The following is a 17,159-nucleotide window of genomic DNA, read 5'->3' as shown; positions in this document are numbered from 1 at the left end:
GGGAATATTCATGAAAAAGACAATTATTGCTGTATCTGCCCTGCTGCTGGCTTCTTCGGCTTTTGCCGCCACTACACATGCTACTGACGAAACCGTCGCGAACGCACAAGCGGGCGCTGACACTGCGAAAGAGAAGCTGCATCAGGCGCAGCATCAGGGCGAAGAGCAGAAGCTGAAAGCCAAGCATGCTGTTGAAGGTAAGAGCGACAGCACCAGCAGCAAAGTGAGCGAAGGCGCACAGAAAGGCTGGAACAAAACCAAAGAAGGCACTGAAAAAGGGTGGGATGCTACCAAAGAAGGTGCGACTAAAGGCTGGAACAAAACCAAAGAAGGTGCCAGCGATCTGAAGAAGAAAGTGACTGAATAAGTTCTTCTGACAGAAACCCGAAAGGCCGCGATTGCGGCCTTTTTCGTTTTTGCCGCTTTGCGTCCGGCTCGATATCGACTTACACTTCGCTCAACACTCATTAACCATTTTTTCTTATGTCTGACACCTTCAAACGCCAGCCCTTGCCTTTACCCAACGGTCACAACAAAGTGCTGTTGCACTCCTGCTGCGCACCCTGCTCGGGTGAGGTGATGGAAGCGATGCTGGCTTCCGGAATCGATTACACCATCTTCTTTTACAACCCAAACATTCATCCGCTGAAAGAGTACGAGCTGCGCAAAGAAGAAAATATCCGCTTTGCTGAGCAGTTCGGTGTGCCTTTCGTGGATGCCGATTACGATAAAGATAACTGGTTTGATCGGGCGCGCGGCATGGAGTGGGAACCGGAGCGTGGCGTACGCTGCACCATGTGTTTCGACATGCGCTTTGAACGCACTGCGCTGTATGCGCATGAAAATGGCTTCCCGGTGATCACCAGTTCGCTGGGCATTTCGCGCTGGAAGGACATGAAGCAGATTAATGACTGCGGTGTGCGTGCAGCAGCGCACTATCCTGACATGCTGTATTGGGAGTTTAACTGGCGTAAAGGCGGCGGATCATCACGCATGATCGAGATCAGCAAGCGCGAGCGTTTCTATCAGCAGGAGTACTGCGGCTGCATCTACTCGCTGCGCGACAGCAATCGCCATCGCGTGGCCAGCGGGCGTGAACGTATTGAGATTGGTGTGCAGTACTACCAGCCCGACGAATAAGGATGTCGCCTGCTGGCATCGGTCAGCAGGCGCTCACTATCACCAGGCTAACTGCCTGCCGCTGTAATCAACGTAATGATGTCCGCCCTGCCCGGCAAAACGGTTCAGTTGCGTCACTAATCCCTGAGCACTTTCTACTGCAGTAATATCCGCATCATCCCCGCCCATATCGGTCTTCACCCAGCCCGGATGCAGTGACAGCAAGGTTGTACCACGCTGATCCATCTGCTGCAGTAGCGCACGACTCAGCATATTCAGCGCCACTTTGCTGGCTGAGTAGTAAGGGCGAATCGCCTCGGCATTTTCCGTCAGGCTGCCGAGACGAGATGTGGTGATGCCAAGCACACCCTGTTTTTCTGTCAGCAACGGCAACAGACCTTCCGCCATGCGCACGGGCGCAACGCTATTGGTCATAAACAGCTGTATCAGTTCATCATCGGAAGTGGCGATCAATTCCATTGAATCCGGGCCGAGAATCCCGGCATTGATCAGCGCGCGGTCAAATTGCTCACCTTTGAGCTGCTGAAGTAACTGCTCACGCTGTGTGGCAATAGTGATATCCAGTGGCAGCCAGCGCAGTTTTTCATGCTGATAGGAAACGGCAGTGTTGCGATAAGTTGCCGTAACGTCCCAGCCATCGGCCAGAAGTTGCTGCACCACCGCCAGTCCAATCCCCTTTGAAGCACCGATAATTAACGCGCGTTTTGTTTGGCTCATTTGTCCCTTCCCGCAGTTAAAAGGCAAAAGGGCAGGATAACCTGCCCTTGGTTTGTCTAACGAAACACCAGCGTTAGTACGACGATGACCACCATCATGATTAGCAGATGGCACACCACCTTATTAAGGTTCCGATTCCGCATAGCGCCTCCATGGAGTTAGAACCACTGGCCGAAGCGTTTGATGTAGAGCATTTTCATGCCCTGTGCGACCACGCAGTAACCTAACAAGGTCGCGACCAGCCATGGGAAGTAAGCCCAGGGCAACGGGGTCAATCCCACCATGTGTCCCAACGGGGAGAATGGCAGCAGAATGCCTGCAATCATCACACACGCCGTAGTCAGCAGCACCGGCAGTGCAGCACGGCTCTGGATGAACGGAATTTTCTGGGTGCGCAGCATATGCACTACCAACGTCTGCGACAGCAATCCTTCTACAAACCAACCGGACTGGAACAGTGACTGCATTTCCGGCGTGTTGGCGGCAAACACGTACCACATCACAGCAAAAGTCGTGATATCAAAGATTGATGATGTAGGCCCAATCCACAGCATAAAGCGTTTGATATTACGCGCGTCCCATTTGCGCGGTTTGCGCAGGAACTCACGGTCCATTTTGTCCCATGGCAGCGCCAGTTGAGACAGGTCATACATCAGGTTCTGAATCAGCAAATGAATCGCCAGCATTGGCAGGAACGGAATAAAGGCGCTCGCCACCAGCACAGAGAACACGTTGCCAAAGTTGGAACTGGCGGTCATGTTGAGATACTTGATGATGTTGCCGAAGGTTTCGCGTCCTTTCATCACCCCCTCTTCCAGCACCATCAGATCTTTTTCCAGCAGGATGATGTCAGAAGACTCTTTCGCGATATCTGCTGCACTATCCACTGAAATCCCGACGTCGGCATCACGCAGCGCAGGCGCATCGTTAATTCCGTCACCGAGGAAACCGACGGTGTGTCCTTGCTGCTGCAGCGCGCGCAGAATGCGAGATTTCTGCAGCGGCGTCAGTTTGGCGAACACTGCGCTATGCGCTGCCGCCTCCGCCAGTTGCTCGTCGCTCATCATCGCAATCTGATCGCCAGTCACGATATCGCCACTGTCGATACCAACTTGCTGGCAAATACGTGCCGTGACCACCGGGTTGTCGCCGGTCAGCACTTTGACGCTGATGCCGTTTTCACGTAGCGCGTTAATGGCTTTGGCGGCACTCTCTTTAGGTGGATCGAGGAAAGTAAGTAACCCTTCCACGGTTAACCCCTGCTCATCTGCCACACTCAATGCCTGCTGCAAGCCCGGCTCTTCCAGTGCACGACTCGCCACCAGCAATACACGGAAACCTTGCTCGTTGTAGTGATGTGCCAGAGCTAACAATTCTGCACGGCGTTTTTCATCCAGCGGCTGAACCAGTTTTCCTTCACGCTCAGCCGTGGCGATGCTCAGCATCTCTTCTACCGCGCCTTTACAGATCAGCATCTGTTGATTCAGACGACGATCGCGCACCACAACAGAAACGCGGCGACGCACAAAATCAAACGGTAACTCATCCACTTTGGCGTAATAGTCGCCCATGTCCGCCGTTACACGATCCTTGCCGTAGCGCAGAATCGCACGATCCATCAGATTCGGCGTGCTGCTCTGATAGTGGCTGTTGAGCCAGCTCAGCATCAGTACGCGAGAGTTTTCCACCCCGGCGCAATCCAGATGATGCTCAAGAATGATGTTGTCCTGGGTCAGCGTGCCGGTTTTATCGGTACACAGGATGTCCATCGCACCAAGGTTTTGAATCGCGTTCAGCCGTTTCACAATCACTTTGCGGCGTGACATGGCAATCGCGCCTTTTGCCAGATTCGAGCTGACAATCATCGGCAGCATTTCCGGCGTCAGACCCACCGCCACGGCCAGCGCAAACAGCGAGGCATCCAGCCAGTCGCCTTTGGTTAGCCCGTTAATCAGCAGCACCACCGGCACCATCACCAGCATGAAGCGGATCAGCAGCCAGCTGACACTGTTCACGCCGCGATCAAAAGCGGTTTGGGTACGGTTGCCGACAATCGATTTCGCCAGGCTGCCAAAGTAGGTTTCGCCGCCGGTTGCCACTACCACCGCTTTGGCGCTGCCGCTGGAGACGTTGGTGCCCATCAGACACACGCTACCGAGTTCCAGCAGTGAAGCCCCGTGATCGCTCGCTCCCGCGCCTTTGCTGGTGACGTGGCCCGTGACGTCATATTTCTCAACGGGCAGTGATTCACCGGTCAGGATCGCCTGGCTGATAAACAGGTCACGCGAATCCAGCAAACGTACGTCGGCAGGCACCAGATCGCCAGCCGATAGATAGATAATGTCGCCGGGGACTAAAGTGGCAATATCCACTTCCTGTCTAGCCGGGGGCTGTTGGGCAGATTCCCGGCGCAGTACGGTAGCGGTAGTGCGCACCATGGATTTCAACGCCTGCGCGGCTTTATTGGTGCGGAACTCCTGCCAGAAGCGCAGCAAACCGCTGAGCGTTACCATCGTCACAATGATGATGACACCGGTCAGGTCGGTCTCCTCGCCTTTACGTAATGGCAGCAGGTAGTCAGTGAAAAAACTCACCGCTGCCAGCGCCATTAATACGTAGATGAAGGGGTTATTGAATGCCTGGATAAGCTGAATCAGCGCGTGCGGCGCTTTATCATGCGCCACCTGATTGCGGCCATAGACTTCCAGACGCGCTTCGGCTTCGCGTTCGCTCAGGCCCAGCGCATCACTGCGCAGGCGAACCAGGGTTTCATCGGCGGTGAAACCGGCTTCATCTTCAATCAGATAGCGCGGCGTTTTCTGACGCTGCGGGCGGGCGTTGCTCCAGGATTTTTTTTCCTGGTTGAGTTTCATGTCAGTCATGATGACATTCCTCTATTTTTTACGGCAATAACAGTCCCTGTGCGGGGAGCACATTAACGGGGATAAATTAAATTAACGACGATGCGTTAGATGATTAAAAATAACCTATCGGGAATTTCCATATGACCTCCCGTAAATAAAAGACGAAGAAATTCGCTCGTTAAAATAACGAGAAATAGCGATGACGATGTCAATGATGCCGCTGAAAGCGATCTTCAGTCAGCCCAGATTTGCCAGGTAGCCTGAGCACGGACGTGCCAAAACGTGCTAAAACAGCGGTTAATTATGCACGCTGAAAATCAGCGCGCGCATCGAGGTGGAGGAAAAAGTGCGTTTAAAATCATGTGCATGATGAAATCCCCACGGGCATCAACCCGCTACTGTCGTTTAAAGGGGAACAATCATCAGAGAGAAGAGAGGATTGCTGCCCGCCGTGTTGGCAAGCAGCGACAAAAGAATTCGCGCGTCAGCTTGCCTTGTGTTGCCATCTAAAAGGGTGACTGTCCAACTGAATTCTCCTGTTTGAAGTTGGCGCCATTATATTCCTGAGCGAAGCGAAGTAAAGTTAATTATTTCCGTTCAGCAACGAGTTTAATTTCCGTTGTGATTTGGTTGATGAAAGGGCATAAACTGGCGAGTCTCTAGCACAGCACGGTGCGATAACAATAACAGCATATTTAACAGGCTTATAACCAATCCGTCGCGCTTAGAACCGTAAAGCATATGTATAGCCATAAATTGACTATTCTTCATTACGGCGCTCTCGTACACTCGCGTTACTTTTTTAAGGCAAGGAAACAACATGAAAAAAATCATTCCCTCACTGCTGGCTTTATCGCTGGTAGCCGCCTTCTCTGCTCAGGCCGCAACACCAAAAGATACGCTGGTGATTGCGCAGTCGACTGATGATGCTGATAGCTTCGATCCGGCACAGGGCTTTGAACTCACCACAGTGCAAGCATTCACTAACATCTATCAACGTCTGGTTCAGTCGGATCCAACTAACCCTACCGATCTAAAGCCAACGCTGGCCACCTCCTGGACGCCAGGCAGTGACAACCGCAGCCTGACCTTTGAACTGCGCAAAGGCGCGCAATTCGCCAGCGGTAATCCGCTGCGTCCGGAAGATGTGATCTTCTCGCTGGGTCGCGTGGTGAAACTTAACCTCGACCCTTCCTTTATTCTGACGCAGCTCGGCTGGAATAAAGACAACGTCGATACCTTCCTGAAAAAAGTCGATGACAACCATGTGCAGATCAGCTGGAGCGCCAACGTCAGCCCGGCCTATGTGCTGAGCCTGCTGTCTGCACCGGTCTCTTCGATTGTGGATGAGAAAACTGCACAGGCGAATGCCAAAAACGGTGACTTCGGTCATGCCTGGTTAGGCACCAATTCAGCGGGTAGCGGCCCTTATCAGATTCGTAAAGTGGTGCTGCATGAAGTGGTACTGCTGACCGCCAACCCGACCTCACCGGCGGGCGCACCGAAGCTGAAGAACATCCTGATCAAGAACGTGCCGGAACCTGCTGCGCGTCGTCTGCTGCTGGAACAGGGCGATGTGGATATTGCTCGTAACCTCGGCGCAGACCAAATTGCGGCGCTGAAAGGCAAAACGGGCGTGAAGACCGAAGCGATTCCGATGGCCTCGCTCTACTACATTCAGTTCAACGTCGGTGAGAATCCGGTGTTGAAGAACCCGGCACTGTGGGAAGCGGCGCGTTACCTGTTCGACTACAAAGGTATTGCTAACGACCTGCTGAAAGGCCAGTTCGAAGTACATCAAACCTTCCTGCCTAAAGGTTTCCTTGGTGCGCTGAATGACACGCCGTACACCTACGATCCGGAAAAAGCCAAAGCGATTCTGAAGAAAGCAGGTTTAACCAACGTCAGCTTTAAGCTCTCGACCAGCAATCAACCGCCATATCTGGATATTGCGCAGGCGTTACAGGGCAGCTTTGCCAAGGGTGGCGTGAAAGTGGAAGTGCAGCCGGGTCTGAGTTCTGAAGTCTCTACTCGCGTGAAAGCGCATCAGTACGAAGCCACGCTGAACGCCTGGGGGGCGGACTACTTCGATCCGAATACCAATGCCGCCTCGTTCGCCTATAACCCGGAAGATGGCAGCAAAACCATCGCTTATCGTTCGGACTGGCACATTCCAGAGCTGAGCAAGCAAACGCTGGCCGCCACCGCCGAAGCTGATAGCAATAAACGCGTTGAGCTGTATCAGGCGATGCAACGTGAAGTGCTGAAGAACTCGCCCTACGTGATCGGCTTGCAGGCGCGCAACCTGATTGCGCTGCGCGATAACCTGAAAGGCTATGTGCAGGGGATTAACCCAGACATGGTGTATTACTCGCAGGTTTCTAAGTAATGGCAGTGTCTGCTTCACAGGCCGGGTTCGCCCGGCCACTCTGGCAACGTTTTAGCCGTCTGGTCACCAGCCTGTTATCGCTGCTGGTGACGTTGATTGGTTTGTTAGCGTTCACTTTCATGCTGTCGCACCTGTCGCCGGTTGATCCGGTGCAGCAAATCGCCGGCGATCACGCCAGCGAAGCCACCTATGCACAGGTGCGCCACGATCTCGGCCTCGACCAGCCGGTGCTGGTACAGTTCTGGCGCTATATCAGCCATCTGGCGCAGGGAAATTTAGGACTCTCGCATCTGACCAATCAGCCTGTCAGCGCGGATCTGATGCGCACCTTCCCCGCCACCATTGAACTCGCCACCTGCGCAATGATCTTTGCCTCCGTGTTTGGCATCACATTAGCCTTGCTGGCCGCGTGGAAGCCGGGCAGTGTGATCGATAACGTAGCGCGCTTTATCTCGCTGCTCGGCTATTCCGTTCCGGTATTCTGGCTGGGTCTGCTGGGCCTGCTGCTGTTTTACGCGGTGTTGCATTGGTCTGCCGGGCCGGGACAGTTGGATGATATCTGGATCTACACGCTGGAGCCGAAAACCGGCTTTGTGCTGATCGATAGCTGGCTATCTGGCGATCCTGAGATGTTCCGCAATGCGATTGCCCACTTGTGGCTGCCAGTGGTGATTCTTGGCCTGCTGGCGATGGCAGGCATTACGCGTTTGCTGCGTGCGGCGCTATTAGAAGAGAGCAGCAAAGAGTATGTGATTCTGGCACGCGCCAAAGGTGCAGGACGGACTCGCATCCTGCTGCGCCACATCTTCCCCAACGTGCTGGGGACGCTGATCACCGTGATTGCCCTCTCCTACGCCACCCTGCTAGAAGGTTCGGTGTTAACCGAAACCGTCTTCGCCTGGCCCGGTGTCGGACGCTATATGACCAACGCGCTGTTTTCCTCTGATACACCAGCGATTCTCGGCTCGACCCTGCTGATTGGCAGCTGCTTTATTCTGCTTAATGCCGTGGCCGATGCCCTCACCTGGTTAACCGATCCGAGAACCCGATGACTCAACAACTCTCTGAACTGGAGACAGTTCGTCCGCGCCGCCGCCGTGCGCGCGTGACTTCACTGACCATCGGCCTAACGCTGGTGGTGATCGTGGTGGCGATGGCGCTGTTTGCCCCGCTGCTGGCACCCTTTGATCCTAACGCCCAGGTGATCGCCCAGCGTTTGCAGGCCCCTTCCGCGCTGCACTGGTTTGGCACCGATGGCTTTGGCCGCGATTTGCTGTCTCGCGTGATTTACGGTGCGCGTCCTACGCTGCTGCTGGTGTCACTGATTCTGGTACTGACCATTCCGGTGGGCCTGCTGGTCGGGATTACTGCCGGCTATGTGGGCGGCTGGACCGAACGCGTGTTGATGCGCATAACGGATATCTTCCTGTCGCTGCCGAATCTGGTGATCGCGCTGGCGCTGGTGGCCATGCTCGGTCCGGGATTGATGAACGGCGCACTGGCGCTGGCGCTCACCAGTTGGCCACCGTTTGCCCGTCAGGCGCGTGCGGAAACCCTGGCACTGCGCCGCAGTGATTATCTGGCGGCTGCGCGCATGCAGGGTATTACCGGTTTGCGCTTAATGTTCGGCCATATTTTACCGCTGTGTTTGCCAACGGCCGTGGTACGTGCGGCACTGAGTCTCGGCGGCATCATTCTCTCCGCTGCGGGCCTCGGCTTCCTGGGCATGGGCGTGCAACCGCCAACCGCCGAATGGGGTTCGATGGTGGCGGAAGGCAGTAAAGTGATTTTCGACCAATGGTGGGTGGCTGCCGCCCCCGGCGGTGCGATTCTGTTCGCCAGTCTGGCGTTTAATCTGACAGGCGATGGCCTGCGCGACCGACTGGATACCCGTCATGCCAAATGATCTGTTAATTGATGTGCAGGGGCTGACCATCCGCAGCGAAGATACGCTGTTAGTGGATAATATCGCCTTTCAAATTGGCCGTGAGCGCGTGGCGCTGGTGGGTGAATCCGGTTCGGGCAAATCACTGACGGCCCGCTCGCTGATGGGGCTGCTCTCTCCTTCATTGCACCTGCAGGCCGATCGCTTACAGGTGGTGGGTGCCGATGCGCTCAACCTGCGCGAACGCGACTGGATCGCCCTGCGCGGCGGCAAAGTCGCGATGGTGATGCAGGATCCGAAATACGCCCTCAACCCGACTCGCACTATTGGCTGGCAGGTCGAAGAACCGCTGGTGCTACACCGCAAACTGAGCCGTGCCGAACGTAAAGAGAAAGTGTGCGAGATGCTGGATGCGGTCGGCCTGCCGGATCCCCGTCAGTTGATGAAGCGTTATCCGCATCAGCTTTCCGGCGGCATGGGGCAGCGTGTGATGCTGGCGATCGCTTTGATCACCGATCCCGATCTGCTGATTGCCGATGAACCGACCTCGGCGCTTGATCATGCGATGCGCGATCAAGTGCTGGCACTGATTCGTCGTTTGGTGGAGCAGCGCAATATGGGCTTACTGCTGATCAGCCACGATCTGCAGCAGGTCTCTGAGCACTGCGATCGCGTGATGGTGATGTACAAAGGCAAATTGCTGGATACGTTGCCTGCGGCAGAGCTATCTAATGCGACTCATCCTTACACACGCACGCTATGGGCTTGTCGTCCCAGTAAAGCGACGCACGGTGAACGCTTGCCGGTGCTGGATAGTGCTGCGCTGGAGGCAGACCATGATTGAGTTAAACAATCTGAGCGTGTCGCATAAGCAGGGTTATGAACTGCGCACCGTGGTGCATGACGTATCCTTGCAGGTGGCCGCGGGCGAGTGTTTTGGCCTGGTCGGGCCATCGGGCTGCGGCAAGTCATCGCTGCTGTGGGTGATGGCCGGACTGAATCCCTTCTGGAGCGGCAGCATGCAACTGGCCGGCACCGATGTGCAGCCAGGTAAAGCCTTTACCGGCCCGCTGCGTCGTGATGTGCAGATGGTGTTTCAGGATCCGTATGCCTCACTGCATCCACGCCATCGTCTGCGCCGTACGCTGGCCGAACCGTTGAAGATGCTGAAGCGCGATAATATCGACGACCGCATCAATCAGGGTTTTCGCCATGTCGGGCTGGATCCAGCGCTGGCGGATCGTTATCCGCATCAGCTGTCCGGCGGCCAGCGACAGCGCGTGGCGATTGTGCGCGCCCTGCTACTGGAGCCGAAAATCCTGTTGCTGGATGAGCCAACCTCGGCACTGGATATGTCGGTGCAGGCGGAGATCCTGAATCTGCTGAATGATTTGAAGCAGAATGACGGGTTGACCATGGTGCTGGTAAGTCACGATCCCGATGTGATTGATCATATGTGCGACCGCGCGGCGCATATGGCATTGGGTCGGATTGTCGGTTAACGCATTTTCACTCAACCGTTGCGGCGCGATTTTTCATCCGCATCTAAAGCGATCATATCGCAAACAGATGCATGCTCCATCGTGCCGCCACGGACAGGCGTAAATTGATGCACCATTCAATTTACGCCAAATTTGATCTCTGCTTAATGCGCCATCGCCTGCAGCGTCTCGCTGCGAATCGACTCGGTCACTTCGGCCTTTAACGCCATAAACTCGGGTGAGGTTTTAATGGTGTAATCGCGCCCATTGTTGAAATTCACTGCCACCTCCTGCTTGATGCGGCCCGGCCGGGCGCTGAAAATCGCTACCTTGTTAGCCATGAAAATTGCTTCATCGATATCGTGGGTGACGAACAGCACAGTCTTGCGCGACTGCTCCCACACCGACAGCAACAGCTCCTGCATCATCACGCGCGTCTGATTATCCAGGGCGCCAAACGGCTCATCCATCAATAACACCTTGGGATCGTTGGCCAGTGCGCGCGCAATCGCGGTACGTTGCTGCATGCCGCCCGAGAGTTGGCGCGGATAGTGCTGCGCAAAGCCGCGTAATCCCACCTGCTGGATGTAGTAGTCGCTGCGCTCTTTCTGCTGCGCTGCACTGATGCCACGCTCCTGCAGGCCAAAGCGGATATTCTCCTCCACCGTCAGCCACGGAAACAACGTGTAGCTCTGGAACACCATGCCGCGATCGGCGCCCGGCCCTTCCACGCTTTTACCGTCCAGCCAGATTTCTCCACGCGTGGGTGTGTCCAGTCCGGCGATGATACGCAGCAGAGTGGATTTACCGCAGCCTGAGGGACCGAGGATAGTGATGAAATCATTCTCCTCCACCTGATAGTGGATCGGCTGCAGCGCCTGGGTCTGTTCCCCTTTCGGTCCGGTAAAAATGCGTTCCACGCCGCGCACGTTGAGTTTGCTGTGTTTCATTACAGGGTGCTCCATGCAAACAAGCGCCGATTGAGCACTTTGAACAAGTAGTCTGAGATCAAGCCAATGCAGCCGATCACAATGATGCCGAAAATGATCTGCCCGGTATTCAGCAATGCCTGACTGTCGACGATCATATGGCCGATGCCGCTTTCCGATCCGATCAATTCGGCGACGATGACGTAAGTCCACGCCCAGCCGAGCACCAGGCGCAGCAGTTCAGCAATGCCCGGTGCCGCGCCGGGGATCAGCACGCGACGCACGATCGAGCGGTTGCTGCAGCCTAGCGTGTAGGCCGCCTCCACCAGATCGCGACGTGCGCCGCTCACGGTGACCGCCACCATCAAGACGATTTGGAAGAAGGAGCCAATAAAGATCACCAGGATTTTCTGGGTTTCACCGATACCGGCCCACAGAATCAGCAACGGCACAAACGCCGAGGCCGGTAAATAACGGCAAAAGGAGACGAAGGGTTCAAGAAACGCTTCCCAGGTTTTGTAAGCGCCCATCATGATGCCCAGCGGCACACCTATCACGGCCGCCAGCAGGAAGCCCGACAGAACGCGCATCACCGTCATGCCGATATCCAGCGAGAAGTTGTACTCGGTGAACAGCACCACACCCTGCTGCAGCATAGTCAGCGGATCGGCCAGGAAAGTGGGCGACACCATGCCGCCCAACGTTACCAACGTCCACACCGCGATAAACAGCACAAAAAACGCTATGCCGAGCGCGATACGTAAGCGCAGCGAAATCGCTTTCAGCGGCACCATCAACGGATTGTGCCAGCGCTGCGGCGCATCCGGCAGTGCTGCTGGCGGAGTCACGGGTTGGCTTTTACTCATCTCCATCTCCTTTCTCCTGCTTACTGCACAAAGCTGGCGTCGTACAGGCTTTTCACATCCGGCATTTTCTTGATCACCCCTGCACGCAGCAGCAGTTTGCCGGCTTCATCACTGAAGGTTTCAATTTCGCCATTGAAGAATTTCTTGTTCTCTTCCGGCCCTTGCCAACGCAAATAACTGGCTGACTCCGCAAACTCTTTGCCCGTGGATTTTACTGCTGCACCCATAATCTCGTTAGACTTGTCCGGCTGCTGTTTGATCATCTCCAGCGCATCGTAATAGCTGGCCACCAGCGCTTTCGCGGCCTGAGGATGTTCTTTCAGGAACGTTGGCGTACAGCCGAGCGTGTCCATGACCATCGGATAATCCAGCGTGGTGGCGAGGATCTTGCCTGCCTTAGGCTGGTTGCGGATCACCGAGAGATAAGGTTCATAGGTCACTGCCGCATCGTTTTGACCCGCAGCAAAAGATTGTGCCGCCGCCTGCGGTGCCATGGTCGCGAGACGCACGTCTTTCATCGTCATGCCGTTTTTGTCCAGCATCCACGCCAGCAGGAAATACGGTGAGGTGCCGGGCGCATCCACCGCGATGGTTTTGCCTTTCAAATCTTTGATGCTGGTGATGTCACTGCGGGCGGCGAGGCCATCGGCACCGTAAGATTTGTCCAGCTGAACGATCTGCTTAATCGGCACGCCTGCGGCGTTCCAGGAGATGTAGGTTTCTACCGTGGTCGCCGCGCACTGAATGGTGCCGGAAGCCACCGCCAGATGTCGGCTGCTCTGCGGGATCATCTTCACATCGACATCAAGGCCGTGCTTTTTGAAAATCCCAGCTTTATCGGCCAGCGTCAGTGGGGCAAATCCAGTCCAGCCGGAAATACCGATGGCGACTTTGGTGTCGGCCGCCTGTGCTCCTAAAGCACTGGCGCACAGGACTGCGGCGGTTAATGCACGAACAACGAGTTTCACTGGCTTGCCCATCTTCCACTCCTGATAAAGGTGATGAAAAACAACGGTTGTATAGTCTTATCTATACAAGCCAAGCAATGGCTGTGCCAGATTGTGAAAGCCCATTGTGATGGGGAGAGGGGGTTGAGATCGCGCACTGAAACGGTGCATAAACCCTATGCCGATGATCACACTGGTGCGAAAGCAACCTTCGGCGGATGGCGCTATAATCACGCCAATTTTTCAACAGAAGGAACACCGTATGACGGTGAAATTGCGTCCGCTTGAGCGAGAAGATCTGCACTTTGTGCACCAGTTAGACAACAACGCCAGCGTGATGCGTTATTGGTTTGAGGAGCCGTACGAAGCTTTTGTCGAGCTCTCGGATCTCTACGACAAGCATATCCACGATCAAACAGAGCGTCGTTTTGTCGTTGAACACGATGGGCAAAAAGCGGGATTGGTGGAACTGGTCGAGATCAATCACGTGCATCGTCGCGCTGAGTTTCAGATCATCATTGATCCGGGGCATCAGGGCAAAGGCTTAGCCAGTCAGGCGGCTAAACTGGCGATGGATTATGGCTTTTCGGTGCTCAATCTCTACAAACTCTACCTGATTGTTGATCAGGAGAATGAGAAAGCGATTCACATCTACACCAAACTGGGATTTGAAGTGGAAGGCGTGCTGAAGCACGAATTTTTCATCAATGGTGAATACCGCAATACCATTCGCATGTGCATTTTCCAGCAGCAGTATCTGGCGCAGCATAAATCCGGTCATGCCATGGTGAAGCCGACAGCACAATAGCTTGAAATCGGCTCTCATTGTCGCTGCCGTCTTGAATATCAAACGGCAGCTATGTGATTTATCGCTTTTAACCAAAAAGATGATGCTGAACCTTAGCAGCGCGGTGTATCGCGCATCTCTCAGCGACATACCTGCTTCGGAGATGCACAAAAAATTGCGCCGCGACCACGCCATGCGGTTTAACCGCCGCGCGCACCCACCACGTTGAGACGTGGCTGCGGATGTTCAGGTTTCAGGTCGTACATGCCGCCATAGAAAGGATCCACCAGCAGCCAGCCGGGGAAGCCCAGTAACGGGATATTACCCAGCAGATACCACAGGTTGGCACTGGCCTCGATCGGCAGCGTCACCGGTACATAGCCCGGACTCTCCAGCATCACCTGATAATGTTTTTTACCAAAGTAATTACCAGTGGATTTTGCCAGCTCGACGGTTTGTGGCGTGTAGCCCTGCGCCACCGCGCGGCCGGTCTCATCCTGTACGGTGAAACGCGCGCCTTGCGGGACAGAGTCGATTTTTACCGGCTGCGTTTCCGTGCCGACAATGGTGGCACAGCCGCTCAGCAGCAATGCAGTGGCAGGAAGAAGGTGTCGCAGGTTCATGGCAGGTCCGCTATAGAATCAGATAGGACAGTCTAAACTGCCCTATCCTGCTTTTCACTCGCCTCAATCGCCCTATCAGTGCTGCTTTTCTGGCCTTTATTGCGGTTGACAACAGGCGGCAATCGCCGCGATATCTTGCGGTGTGGTGCGGCAACAGCCGCCAATCAACCGTGCGCCCGCTTGTTGCCACTCAGGGAATTTATCCTGCAGCGTGCAGCCCGATGGCGCCGAGTGCCAGGTTTTGCTGCTGGCATCGTACTGTTCACCGGAATTGGGGTAAACCAGCAGCGGCTTCGCACACAGCGCCTGCAGGGCTTGCAGCGCCGGTGTCACGCTCTCCAGTGCTACGCAGTTGATGCCCATCGCCACCACTTGCGGTGCCGCATTGACCAGTTCAGCGACCTGACTCAGCGGCGTGCCGTCGCTGATGTGCTGCGCATCACGCAGGGTGAAGGAGAACCATGCGCTGCTGTTCGGGAACTCTGCCAGCAAACTTACCAGCGCCTGCGCTTCAGCAAACGATGGCAGGGTTTCACACGCCAGCAAATCCACGCCCGCGTCCAACAGCGCCTTGACGCGTGGGCGATGGAAATCTTTCATCTCCGCTTCTGGCAGAGCGTAATCACCGCGATACTCAGCACCATTAGCAAGGTAAGCGCCATAGGGCCCAACGGAACCGGCCACCAGCAAAGCGGCATCACTGCCTGATGCCGCACGATAATCATCACGCGCACGTTGTGCCAGTTTCACACTTTGGTCGATCAATGTGAGCGCTTGCGCCTCATCCAGCCCACGCGCCGCAAAGCCCTGCGGCGTGGCCTGATAGCTGGCGGTGATCGCCACATTGGCGCCGGCCGCAAAATAGTCGTAATGCACCTGATAAATCAGCTCAGGGTTTTCCATCAGCACTTTGGCAGACCAGAGCGCATCGGCGAGATTGCAACCGCGCGCCTCCAGTTCGGTGGCCAGCGCGCCATCCAGAATCAGTGTGTCATGTTGTGCTAAGGCTTCTGCGACAGGATTACGCGACATCATTGGCCTCCCCGGCCTTCAGGTTACGTCGATGCGTGACATGGTATGCGGCATAGCAGAACAGCACAAATGGAATGCCACACCACAGCGCAATACGCTGCGACGGATCGAAGGCCAGCCCTACACACGCCAGCAGGCACAGCAGGAAACCGAGAATCGGCGTTAGAGGATAGAGTGGCGCGCGATAGGCGAGTTGTTGCAGCGAACCGCCTGCGGCCAAGTGGCGACGGCGGAACACATAGTGCGAGGCACAGATACTCAGCCACACCGCCACCACCGCAAAACCTGAAATGGCTGACAGCGCCACAAATACGGTATCCGGCGCGATCACGCTGGAGAACAGCGCCAGCAGGCCGCCCAGCATACTGACGGTGATCGCCAGCACCGGAATCCCACGGCGGTTCACCTGGGCGAAACAGCGCGGCAAGGTGTTCTCATTCGCCAGCGACCACAGCATCCTGCCCGACGCATACAACCCCGAGTTGGCGGCGGACAGGATCGCCGTCAGGATCACGAAATTGAAGATATCAGCCGCATAGGGAATACCGATCTTCTCGAACACCAGCACAAACGGGCTTTTGACGATGCCCGCCTGATCCATCGGGATCAACGCCGCCAGCACAAATACTGTACCAATAAAGAAGATAATCAATCGTGCTACGGTCGTGCGGATCGCCAGCGGCAAGGCTTTCTGCGGCTGCTCGGTTTCGCCAGCGGCAATACCAATCAGCTCAGTGCCGGAGAAGGCGAAGTTCACCGCCACCATGGTCATCAGAATCGGCAAGGTGCCGTGCGGTAACCAGCCTGAAGCCGTCAGGTTACTCAATCCCGGTGCGGCACTGCCATCCTTCATCGGGATAAAACCAAACATCGCGCCCGCACCAAGAATGATAAAGGCAATGATGGTGACCACTTTGATGATGGAGAACCAGAACTCCCCTTCCGCGAAGAAGCGCGTGGAGACGATATTCAGCAGATAGATGGCGATACAGAACACCAGACACCACAGCCACACCGGCGTGGTGGGGAACCAATACTGCATACAGAATCCGGCGGCGGTCAGGCTGGAGCCGAGCGCCACCGTCCACGTCAGCCAGTAAAGCCAGGCCACGGTGTAGCCGGTTGCCGGGCTGAGATAGCGCGCAGCATAGACATGGAAGGCCCCGGTTTCCGGCATCGCTACGGCCAGTTCGCCGAGACATACCATCACCAGCCACACCACCAGCGCGCCGATCAGATATGCCAGTAGCGTGCCCGCCGCCCCGGTGGTTGAGATGATATAGCCGGTGTTGAAGAACAGTCCGGTGCCAATCACACCTCCCAGCGACAGCATCACCAGATGCCGCACTTTCATGGTGCGCTTAAAGTTTTCCTGCGAAGAAGTATCCTGCGTTTGCATTATTTTTATCCGTATGGACGTCTGAACATCTATATGGACACAGGGTTATACGCGCCAGCGTATCATTTTGCAACGTGGCAAAGGGTGAGGGTTTTAAAAA

At 55.5% G+C, this 17,159-nt stretch carries 16 protein-coding genes; 8 read left to right on the top strand and 8 right to left on the bottom strand.

The annotated features are described in order from the left end of the window. The first annotated feature begins 10 nt into the window (after positions 1-10). Complete coding sequence (locus F3J37_RS23660) at positions 11-367, top strand: KPN_00521 family repetitive protein (protein WP_166936204.1); 357 nt, start codon at positions 11-13, stop codon at positions 365-367. 116 nt (positions 368-483) lie between these two features. Next, positions 484-1,140: an epoxyqueuosine reductase QueH gene (locus tag F3J37_RS23655; RefSeq protein ID WP_034825520.1), complete on the top strand. Its 657-nt coding sequence runs from the start codon at positions 484-486 to the stop codon at positions 1,138-1,140. Positions 1,141-1,179: 39 nt separating this feature from the next. On the opposite strand, the gene F3J37_RS23650 is transcribed toward F3J37_RS23655, so the two are convergent. Together F3J37_RS23650 and mgtA are read right to left on the bottom strand one after the other, a co-directional pair. Then, positions 1,180-1,857, bottom strand: coding sequence for an SDR family oxidoreductase (locus F3J37_RS23650; protein WP_166936202.1), 678 nt, complete (start codon positions 1,855-1,857; stop codon positions 1,180-1,182). A gap of 158 nt (positions 1,858-2,015) precedes the next feature. After that, positions 2,016-4,739 carry a magnesium-translocating P-type ATPase gene (mgtA, locus tag F3J37_RS23645; RefSeq protein WP_166936200.1) on the bottom strand — a complete coding sequence of 908 codons (2,724 nt, stop codon included), beginning with the start codon at positions 4,737-4,739 and terminating at the stop codon, positions 2,016-2,018. 802 nt (positions 4,740-5,541) lie between these two features. Here mgtA and F3J37_RS23640 point away from each other — a divergent pair. From F3J37_RS23640 to F3J37_RS23620, 5 genes are read left to right on the top strand one after another with little or no spacing between them, the layout of a single operon-like run. After that, positions 5,542-7,110 carry an ABC transporter substrate-binding protein gene (locus tag F3J37_RS23640; protein WP_166936198.1) on the top strand — a complete coding sequence of 523 codons (1,569 nt, stop codon included), beginning with the start codon at positions 5,542-5,544 and terminating at the stop codon, positions 7,108-7,110. After that, the gene (locus tag F3J37_RS23635; protein WP_166936196.1) at positions 7,110-8,162 is read left to right on the top strand and encodes an ABC transporter permease; all 1,053 of its coding nucleotides are present in this window, start codon (positions 7,110-7,112) and stop codon (positions 8,160-8,162) included. Before F3J37_RS23640 ends, F3J37_RS23635 begins: the two co-directional genes overlap by 1 nt. Next, the gene (locus F3J37_RS23630; protein ID WP_034825506.1) at positions 8,159-9,016 is read left to right on the top strand and encodes an ABC transporter permease; all 858 of its coding nucleotides are present in this window, start codon (positions 8,159-8,161) and stop codon (positions 9,014-9,016) included. Before F3J37_RS23635 ends, F3J37_RS23630 begins: the two co-directional genes overlap by 4 nt. Then, positions 9,006-9,839 (top strand): ABC transporter ATP-binding protein, encoded by an 834-nt coding sequence (locus tag F3J37_RS23625; protein ID WP_166936194.1) that lies wholly within the window; start codon positions 9,006-9,008, stop codon positions 9,837-9,839. The genes F3J37_RS23630 and F3J37_RS23625 overlap by 11 nt, the downstream gene beginning before the upstream one ends. Further along, entirely contained in the window at positions 9,832-10,497 is a 666-nt protein-coding gene (locus F3J37_RS23620) for an ABC transporter ATP-binding protein (RefSeq protein ID WP_034825502.1), read from the top strand. The genes F3J37_RS23625 and F3J37_RS23620 overlap by 8 nt, the downstream gene beginning before the upstream one ends. 143 nt (positions 10,498-10,640) lie before the next feature. Here the strand turns inward: F3J37_RS23620 and F3J37_RS23615 are convergent, their stop codons facing one another. The 3 genes from F3J37_RS23615 to F3J37_RS23605 are packed head-to-tail and all read right to left on the bottom strand — an operon-like array spanning position 10,641 to position 13,251. Next, complete coding sequence (locus F3J37_RS23615) at positions 10,641-11,426, bottom strand: ABC transporter ATP-binding protein (RefSeq protein ID WP_058959180.1); 786 nt, start codon at positions 11,424-11,426, stop codon at positions 10,641-10,643. Beyond that, complete coding sequence (locus F3J37_RS23610) at positions 11,426-12,271, bottom strand: ABC transporter permease (protein WP_058959202.1); 846 nt, start codon at positions 12,269-12,271, stop codon at positions 11,426-11,428. The genes F3J37_RS23615 and F3J37_RS23610 overlap by 1 nt, the downstream gene beginning before the upstream one ends. Before the next feature lie 20 nt (positions 12,272-12,291). Next, entirely contained in the window at positions 12,292-13,251 is a 960-nt protein-coding gene (locus tag F3J37_RS23605; RefSeq protein ID WP_058959181.1) for an ABC transporter substrate-binding protein, read from the bottom strand. A 229-nt stretch (positions 13,252-13,480) separates the two neighbouring features. On the opposite strand from F3J37_RS23605, the gene speG reads away from it, so the two are divergent. Continuing rightward, complete coding sequence (speG, locus tag F3J37_RS23600; protein WP_034825496.1) at positions 13,481-14,026, top strand: spermidine N1-acetyltransferase; 546 nt, start codon at positions 13,481-13,483, stop codon at positions 14,024-14,026. A gap of 179 nt (positions 14,027-14,205) precedes the next feature. On the opposite strand, the gene F3J37_RS23595 is transcribed toward speG, so the two are convergent. The 3 genes from F3J37_RS23595 to mmuP all read right to left on the bottom strand — a co-directional run bounded on the left by F3J37_RS23595 (position 14,206) and on the right by mmuP (position 17,059). Beyond that, complete coding sequence (locus F3J37_RS23595) at positions 14,206-14,628, bottom strand: hypothetical protein (protein ID WP_038645291.1); 423 nt, start codon at positions 14,626-14,628, stop codon at positions 14,206-14,208. A gap of 96 nt (positions 14,629-14,724) precedes the next feature. Next, on the bottom strand, positions 14,725-15,660 hold the full coding sequence (gene mmuM, locus F3J37_RS23590) for a homocysteine S-methyltransferase (RefSeq protein WP_166936192.1): 936 nt from the start codon (positions 15,658-15,660) through the stop codon (positions 14,725-14,727). Further along, a complete protein-coding gene (mmuP, locus tag F3J37_RS23585) occupies positions 15,650-17,059 on the bottom strand; it encodes an S-methylmethionine permease (protein WP_160869407.1) in 1,410 nt (469 codons plus the stop codon). Before mmuP ends, mmuM begins: the two co-directional genes overlap by 11 nt. Positions 17,060-17,159: the final 100 nt, after the last annotated feature.

Source organism: Candidatus Pantoea communis (genome assembly GCF_011752685.1).
Taxonomy (GTDB): Bacteria; Pseudomonadota; Gammaproteobacteria; order Enterobacterales; family Enterobacteriaceae; genus Pantoea; species Pantoea communis.
Note: the sequence above shows the minus strand (reverse complement) of the source record. Positions and strands in the feature narration are given on the sequence as shown.

Excerpts from the sequence above, each read along its gene's own strand:
- mgtA (WP_166936200.1), bottom strand. The coding sequence starts at position 4,739 with ATGACTGACATGAAACTCAACCAGGAAAAAAAATCCTGGAGCAACGCC.
- F3J37_RS23640 (WP_166936198.1), top strand. The coding sequence starts at position 5,542 with ATGAAAAAAATCATTCCCTCACTGCTGGCTTTATCGCTGGTAGCCGCC.
- mmuM (WP_166936192.1), bottom strand. The coding sequence starts at position 15,660 with ATGTCGCGTAATCCTGTCGCAGAAGCCTTAGCACAACATGACACACTG.
- F3J37_RS23595 (WP_038645291.1), bottom strand. The coding sequence starts at position 14,628 with ATGAACCTGCGACACCTTCTTCCTGCCACTGCATTGCTGCTGAGCGGC.
- F3J37_RS23635 (WP_166936196.1), top strand. The coding sequence starts at position 7,110 with ATGGCAGTGTCTGCTTCACAGGCCGGGTTCGCCCGGCCACTCTGGCAA.
- F3J37_RS23610 (WP_058959202.1), bottom strand. The coding sequence starts at position 12,271 with ATGAGTAAAAGCCAACCCGTGACTCCGCCAGCAGCACTGCCGGATGCG.
- F3J37_RS23630 (WP_034825506.1), top strand. The coding sequence starts at position 8,159 with ATGACTCAACAACTCTCTGAACTGGAGACAGTTCGTCCGCGCCGCCGC.
- F3J37_RS23650 (WP_166936202.1), bottom strand. The coding sequence starts at position 1,857 with ATGAGCCAAACAAAACGCGCGTTAATTATCGGTGCTTCAAAGGGGATT.
- mmuP (WP_160869407.1), bottom strand. The coding sequence starts at position 17,059 with ATGCAAACGCAGGATACTTCTTCGCAGGAAAACTTTAAGCGCACCATG.
- F3J37_RS23625 (WP_166936194.1), top strand. The coding sequence starts at position 9,006 with ATGCCAAATGATCTGTTAATTGATGTGCAGGGGCTGACCATCCGCAGC.
- F3J37_RS23620 (WP_034825502.1), top strand. The coding sequence starts at position 9,832 with ATGATTGAGTTAAACAATCTGAGCGTGTCGCATAAGCAGGGTTATGAA.
- F3J37_RS23655 (WP_034825520.1), top strand. The coding sequence starts at position 484 with ATGTCTGACACCTTCAAACGCCAGCCCTTGCCTTTACCCAACGGTCAC.
- F3J37_RS23615 (WP_058959180.1), bottom strand. The coding sequence starts at position 11,426 with ATGAAACACAGCAAACTCAACGTGCGCGGCGTGGAACGCATTTTTACC.
- F3J37_RS23660 (WP_166936204.1), top strand. The coding sequence starts at position 11 with ATGAAAAAGACAATTATTGCTGTATCTGCCCTGCTGCTGGCTTCTTCG.
- F3J37_RS23605 (WP_058959181.1), bottom strand. The coding sequence starts at position 13,251 with ATGGGCAAGCCAGTGAAACTCGTTGTTCGTGCATTAACCGCCGCAGTC.
- speG (WP_034825496.1), top strand. The coding sequence starts at position 13,481 with ATGACGGTGAAATTGCGTCCGCTTGAGCGAGAAGATCTGCACTTTGTG.